Source organism: Enterobacter cloacae complex sp. GYL001, assembly GCF_049237125.1.
GTDB lineage: Bacteria > Pseudomonadota > Gammaproteobacteria > Enterobacterales > Enterobacteriaceae > Enterobacter > Enterobacter hormaechei_C.
Genome location: NZ_JBMKGW010000022.1, coordinates 51,698 through 56,078 on the forward strand (window position 1 = coordinate 51,698; position 4,381 = coordinate 56,078).

4 protein-coding genes and 1 pseudogene are annotated in these 4,381 nt (G+C 46.9%); 4 read left to right on the forward strand and 1 reads right to left on the reverse strand.

Annotation, left to right across the window (positions count from 1 at the left end; translation table 11 throughout):
* Window positions 1–280, forward strand: a 280-nt coding sequence (locus ACOTWU_RS23240) for an IS5/IS1182 family transposase (protein WP_032282681.1), incomplete at its 5' end; no start/stop codon positions are given.
* Window positions 281–440: 160 nt separating this feature from the next.
* Entirely contained in the window at window positions 441–1,256 is an 816-nt protein-coding gene (locus ACOTWU_RS23245; RefSeq protein ID WP_012695470.1) for an aminoglycoside O-phosphotransferase APH(3')-Ia, read from the forward strand.
* Window positions 1,257–1,392: 136 nt separating this feature from the next.
* On the opposite strand, the gene ACOTWU_RS23250 is transcribed toward ACOTWU_RS23245, so the two are convergent.
* The gene (locus ACOTWU_RS23250; RefSeq protein ID WP_012695469.1) at window positions 1,393–2,286 is read right to left on the reverse strand and encodes a LysR family transcriptional regulator; all 894 of its coding nucleotides are present in this window, start codon (window positions 2,284–2,286) and stop codon (window positions 1,393–1,395) included.
* 193 nt (window positions 2,287–2,479) lie between these two features.
* On the opposite strand from ACOTWU_RS23250, the gene ACOTWU_RS23255 reads away from it, so the two are divergent.
* Both ACOTWU_RS23255 and ACOTWU_RS23260 read left to right on the forward strand, forming a co-directional pair.
* Window positions 2,480–3,637, forward strand: a complete 1,158-nt coding sequence (locus ACOTWU_RS23255) for an iron-containing alcohol dehydrogenase (protein ID WP_021243026.1) — start codon at window positions 2,480–2,482, stop codon at window positions 3,635–3,637.
* An 86-nt stretch (window positions 3,638–3,723) separates the two neighbouring features.
* Window positions 3,724–4,290 (forward strand): annotated as a pseudogene (locus tag ACOTWU_RS23260) (MFS transporter); the annotation flags it as partial.
* Between the last annotated feature and the right edge of the window lie 91 nt (window positions 4,291–4,381).

Consider the following 4,381-nt stretch of genomic DNA (forward strand, 5'->3'; position numbering starts at 1 on the left):
GCCCCGAAAAGGCGCGGGTTACTGGCCCGGTGAATATGCAGACCGTAACCGTGCAGTGGCTAATCAGCGAATGACCGGGAGTAATGCGCGGTGGAAATGGACAACAGATTACAACCGTCGCTCGATAGCGGAAACGGCGATGTACCGGGTAAAACAGCTGTTCGGGGGTTCACTGACGCTGCGTGACTACGATGGTCAGGTTGCGGAGGCTATGGCCCTGGTACGAGCGCTGAACAAAATGACGAAAGCAGGTATGCCTGAAAGCGTGCGTATTGCCTGAAAACACAACCCGCTACGGGGGAGACTTACCCGAAATCTGATTTATTCAACAAAGCCACGTTGTGTCTCAAAATCTCTGATGTTACATTGCACAAGATAAAAATATATCATCATGAACAATAAAACTGTCTGCTTACATAAACAGTAATACAAGGGGTGTTATGAGCCATATTCAACGGGAAACGTCTTGCTCGAGGCCGCGATTAAATTCCAACCTGGATGTTGATTTATATGGGTATAGATGGGCTCGCGATAATGTCGGGCAATCAGGTGCGACAATCTATCGATTGTATGGGAAGCCCGATGCGCCAGAGTTGTTTCTGAAACATGGCAAAGGTAGCGTTGCCAATGATGTTACAGATGAGATGGTCAGACTAAACTGGCTGACGGCATTTATGCCTCTTCCGACCATCAAGCATTTTATCCGTACTCCTGATGATGCATGGTTACTCACCACTGCGATCCCCGGGAAAACAGCATTCCAGGTATTAGAAGAATATCCTGATTCAGGTGAAAATATTGTTGATGCGCTGGCAGCGTTCCTGCGCCGGTTGCATTCGATTCCTGTTTGTAATTGTCCTTTTAACAGCGATCGCGTATTTCGTCTCGCTCAGGCGCAATCACGAATGAATAACGGTTTGGTTGATGCGAGTGATTTTGATGACGAGCGTAATGGCTGGCCTGTTGAACAAGTCTGGAAAGAAATGCATAAGCTTTTGCCATTCTCACCGGATTCAGTCGTCACTCATGGTGATTTCTCACTTGATAACCTTATTTTTGACGAGGGGAAATTAATAGGTTGTATTGATGTTGGACGAGTCGGAATCGCAGACCGATACCAGGATCTTGCCATCCTATGGAACTGCCTCGGTGAGTTTTCTCCTTCATTACAGAAACGGCTTTTTCAAAAATATGGTATTGATAATCCTGATATGAATAAATTGCAGTTTCATTTGATGCTCGATGAGTTTTTCTAATCAGAATTGGTTAATTGGTTGTAACACTGGCAGAGCATTACGCTGACTTGACGGGACGGCGCTTCCCTACCCTCATGGCCGCCTCCCAGGAATCGACCCAGGTGCTTATCGTGGACATAATCCTTTACTCATAAATTTATCTTATTCCATTATTGTACCTGTCGCGCAAAAGTTGCAGAAAAGCCATAAACGCAGGAGAATCCTGTCGGCGGTGAGGATAATAAATATGGTAGCCGTCAAAATATGGACACCACTCGGTCAGAACAGCAATCAGCTTGCCGCTTTTGATATATCCATCTGCAACATACTCGGGAATATAGGCAATCCCCAGCCCGTCTAATGCTGCATCGAGCTGATGAATCGTGCTGTTCGCAATATATTGCCCTTTGACTTTCAGACTGAATTTCTGAGCATCTTTCTCGAATTCCCAGGCGTACAATCCACTCGTATCAGAATAGCGGACGTTAATGCAGTTGTGGTTCAAAAGATCCTGCGGCTTCCTGGGCTTAGCATAACGCTTAAAATAATCTGGTGCAGCAACAACAAGCTGGCGCCAGTTCTGGCTTATTTTTGCGGCAATCATATCATTATTCAGAACATCGCCCGGACGAATCCCGGCATCAAAACGCTGATCAACAATATCTGTAAATCCATAGTCAATGCCGATTTCAATCTGAATATCTGGGTAGCGACTCAGAAAGTCCGGTAATACAGGACGGATCAAATACTGGATAACATCATCTGCCGCCGTGAGGCGTATGACGCCAGTGGGTTTTTCCCTAAGCTCACTCAACCGACTAATAGCATCATCAACCTGTTCCATTAACGGGCCAACTTCGTTAATGAGCCTTTCACCTGCTTCCGTAGTGGAGATACTGCGGGTGGTTCTGGCCAGCAGGCGGATCCCAAGCCTTTCCTCAAGAGATTTCACCGTGTGGCTGATGGCTGAGGGTGTCACACCTATTTCAGCTGCGGCTTTGGTAAAGCTTTTCAGCCTGGCCACTGTTAAAAAAACCTTTAATTCATCCACACGATTCCTCCTCCTCGGTCCCTACTGGAGACGTCAGCGTACCAGTCTGTCATTAATTATCAAATAAATTTCACAAGTAAGTGAAATTTATGTTGATTAATAAATAAAATTCAAAATGGTACTTTATATTCCACGACGTGAATATGTCCTCGTTGTAGTGACGGCTTTTAATTCTGAAAATGAGGTAATCATTATGCAAGATTTTATCTATCATAATCCGGTAAAAATTCTTTTTGGTCGCGATCAAATTTCTGCGTTAGCACAAGAAGTCCCGCAGGGTAAAAAGGTCATGATTGTCTATGGCGGGGGCAGCGTTATAAAACACGGTATATTGAAACGCGTAAAAGAGTCCCTGACAAACACCCTGGTTTATGAGTTTGGCGGTGTAGAAGCAAACCCTCATTATGAAACCCTGATGAAAGCCGTTGAGATTGTCAGAACAGAAAAAATTGATTTTCTTCTGGCCGTGGGCGGCGGTTCAGTGATCGACGGGACTAAATTTATTGCCGCCGCAGCCCTCTACGAAAATGATCCATGGGAGATCGTCAAGAGTTATGGCGGCGTGGTGAAACAAGCTCTCCCTTTTGGATGCGTGCTGACCCTGGCGGCCACGGGTTCAGAGATGAATAACACGGCGGTGATTAATCGGGTGACCACCCAGGATAAACTCTTTTTCACCTCCCCTTACGTTATGCCGAAATTTTCAGTGCTCGAACCGGAAATGACCTACACGCTGCCTGAACAACAAACCGCAAACGGGGTTGTTGATGCCTTTGTCCACGTTCTTGAGCAATACATTACTTACCCGGTTAACGCTAAGGTGCAGGATCGCCTGGCGGAAGGACTGCTGAGCACGCTGAAAGAAGAAGGCCCAGTAGCCCTTAAAAATCCACAGAACTACGACGCCAGAGCTAACATCATGTGGGCTGCGACGATGGCCCTGAATGGAATGTTGAGCGCAGGTGTCCCAACTGACTGGGCTTCTCACATGATTGGCCAGGAAATTACTGCATTATACGGAATCGACCACGCCCGTACCCTCGCTATCGTTATGCCTGCACTATGGCGCTTGTGCAAAAAGGAAAAAGCAGAAAAGCTGGCTCAGTACGGTGCGCGTGTCTGGAATATTCCTGAGTCTGATAGCGAAAAAATGGCCGATGAGGCTATCAATGCCACCGTGGAATTTTTTGAACTGATGGGCGTTAAAACCCGACTTTCTGATTATGGTCTGGGCGCGGAAGATATTTCAGCTGTTATCGGCAAGTTAAAAGAACATGGGCACATCGCATTAGGTGAACATGGAAAAATTACTGCTGAAGTGGCGGAAACAATACTGAACATGGCACTTTAATTGACTAACGATCTACTCTATTAGGCGCTAAGCCTGCGCACCTGGCAGGCTTAATTAAACATTAACGGTATTGCAAAATGCAGAAAATGAATGACACATTTCCCTATATGCCATTAATGGCTTTTGCGATGACCGGATTTATTTGCATCATGACGGAAACTATTCCAGCAGGATTATTGCCAGAAATCAGTAAGGGAATGAATATTTCGCTGGCTAGCGCAGGCCAGTGGGTCACCGTCTACGCCCTCGGGTCATTATTTGCCGCTATTCCGTTAACTATCGTTACCCGGTCGTGGAATCGGAAATATGTCTTATTAATGACCGTAGCGGGATTCTTCATTTTTAATACCATTACCGCACTTTCATCAAATGTTTACCTGACCCTGTTAGCGCGTTTGGGGGCCGGGGCGGCTGCGGGACTGGCGTGGAGCCTGCTGGCGGGGTTTTCACGCCGAATTGTTGAGCCGCTTCATCAGGGTCGGGCTATGGCGATAGCCATGGCTGGGACACCGCTGGCGCTCTCACTAGGCGTTCCGCTGGGAACCTGGCTTGGGCATTATCTTGGCTGGCGCCTGACGTTCGGTATTATGTCAGTACTTTCGCTGTTACTAATGATATGGATCCGTATCAGCGTTCCGGACTCTGCGGGGCGGCTTTGTTGAATAAATCGAACTTTTGCTGAGTTGAAGGATCAGATCACGCATCTTCCCGACAACGCAGACCGTTCCGTGGCAAAGCAAAAGT

Coding starts and splice junctions, on each gene's coding strand:
- ACOTWU_RS23245 (WP_012695470.1), top strand. CDS start 441: ATGAGCCATATTCAACGGGAAACGTCTTGCTCGAGGCCGCGATTAAAT.
- ACOTWU_RS23255 (WP_021243026.1), top strand. CDS start 2,480: ATGCAAGATTTTATCTATCATAATCCGGTAAAAATTCTTTTTGGTCGC.